General features: G+C 41.6%; 1 protein-coding gene. It reads right to left on the bottom strand.

Translation table 11 applies throughout. From position 1 onward, the window contains the following. Window positions 1-1,853 (bottom strand): TipJ family phage tail tip protein (locus ACG9ZL_RS20855; RefSeq protein WP_419361770.1); only part of this gene is annotated, 1,853 nt, incomplete at both ends.

Below are 1,853 nucleotides of genomic sequence, written 5' to 3'. Positions count from 1 at the left end.
CTTCCAAAGTACTAATCGCAGTTTTTCGATCCTGTATTTCAGTATTGATCTTTGAGGTAGTTGAATTGATTGAGTCAATACGCTCAGTCCGTTCAATTGCTAAATCATCATTTGCTTTTTGAGCTAACTCTTTCGCTTGTTGTACAGATGTTTTAAGCCCTGAAATATCAGTATCAATATTTTCAATGTGATCAATCTTAGTTTTCAAATCCTGATTTAACTGACTTTCAGTGATTTGCTCATTTAAAAGCTCAAGCACATCTGAAGCATCTGCGGAAGTCACACCACTGACCCAATCCGACCAATCACCCACATTGCCAATTCTGTCAATCAAGCGTCCGCGATAATACTGGCGTAAGTTTGGCTGCATCCCTTGAATGGTGTGAACAGTAGTCGGATAAGCAAACAAACCCAGTTGAGCAATATTTGATGTGCTATCGGGTGAAACTTCAATCTCCGTATACGCGGTATCCAATGCCCCCACCGCTGGAAACAACCAGGTTAATTTCATGCCAAATAAAATACCTTCAGCATGGATATTGGCGAGTTTTGGTGGTTTGCCTTGCTTGCCTTTTAACTCTGTCAAAACTGAATAAGTTGGCAAGGATGAAATATCAAAAGCACTGATCGCAAATACGCGTGCTTCATATTGCCCTGCATAAATTCCAGCCACCTCAGCTGAGTTACTTCCTGTTAAAGGTAGCTTCAACCAAGTGCCGTTATCTTTACGCCATTCAACTTGATACTTGGTGGCATCTTTGGCTTGAGGCCAACTGATCACCATAGTTTCAACTGACATCCCTTGCTGAACCATTTGCTCGCTGGAAATCGTGACTGATTCAACAGGATCTTGAGTTGTAGGGTTGATGATGGAGATCGGGCGATCATCAATAAATGCACCATGATCAATGGCATTAAATTTAGAATCAGCATGTTGTAATGCAGTAATGGTAAATTGGTGTGGCTCATCTTGTGAGATCGAAACTACACGAAATTTCATCGTCGCTAAATCTTGTGCATCAATCACCCACACGTTCTGCACTGCGACAGAATCGAATGCAGATACTACAGTAACAACTCGACCAGCAATACTTGATACAACTCGTGCTTGTGCCTTTCCATTCTCGCCATTCACAACTAGACGGTCACCAGCTCGGCATACAACATCATCACGATCTAAGGTGATTTGTTTTAAATCAGCACTGACTGAAGAAATACGCCCACCATTTGCACGACCAGCTAACAACTCATCAGCAAGTTCAATCACTTTACCTGGTAATGGAATATAGCCATCCAACCCAACTTTAAATGTGACAGTTCGAGTTTCGAGTTGTTCTGTTTTTAAAGCCCATTGGCCAGTACGTTGTGCTTGTCCTTCTGATGTACAGCCCCATGCCTCTAGTTCTAATAAACGTACCGCTTTAGCCTCTGCAATTGATTTTTCATCACGTACAAAAACATATTCAGTCTTATAGCGATTTTGCGGATTATCCCAAGCAACTTTAACTGCATTATGCCGATCACGTGCACGCGTACCGGTGTAATTAATACCAAGAACGCCATCAATAATATTGGCAGATGTGTATGTAAAAATAGCATCTTGAGGTACATCAGCCTCACATACGATAGATGCACCATCCCAATAACTGATTGCACGAAATAAACCTGCAAGTTTGCTTAAAATATCGAAAGCAGATTCGGCACTTTGAATATACACATTACAAGTGAACCGTGGTTCTTGCTCACCCTTGCCATCCGGTACCAACTGATCACAATATTGTGCTAAACGATACAATGACCATTTATCAATCATTTGCTCGGTTAAGCGGTTGCCAAGTGCATATCGCTTATTG

The sequence above is a fragment of the Acinetobacter legionensis genome, from assembly GCF_048551735.1.
Lineage (GTDB): Bacteria > Pseudomonadota > Gammaproteobacteria > Pseudomonadales > Moraxellaceae > Acinetobacter.
This window is presented reverse-complemented; position numbering and strand designations above follow the sequence as displayed.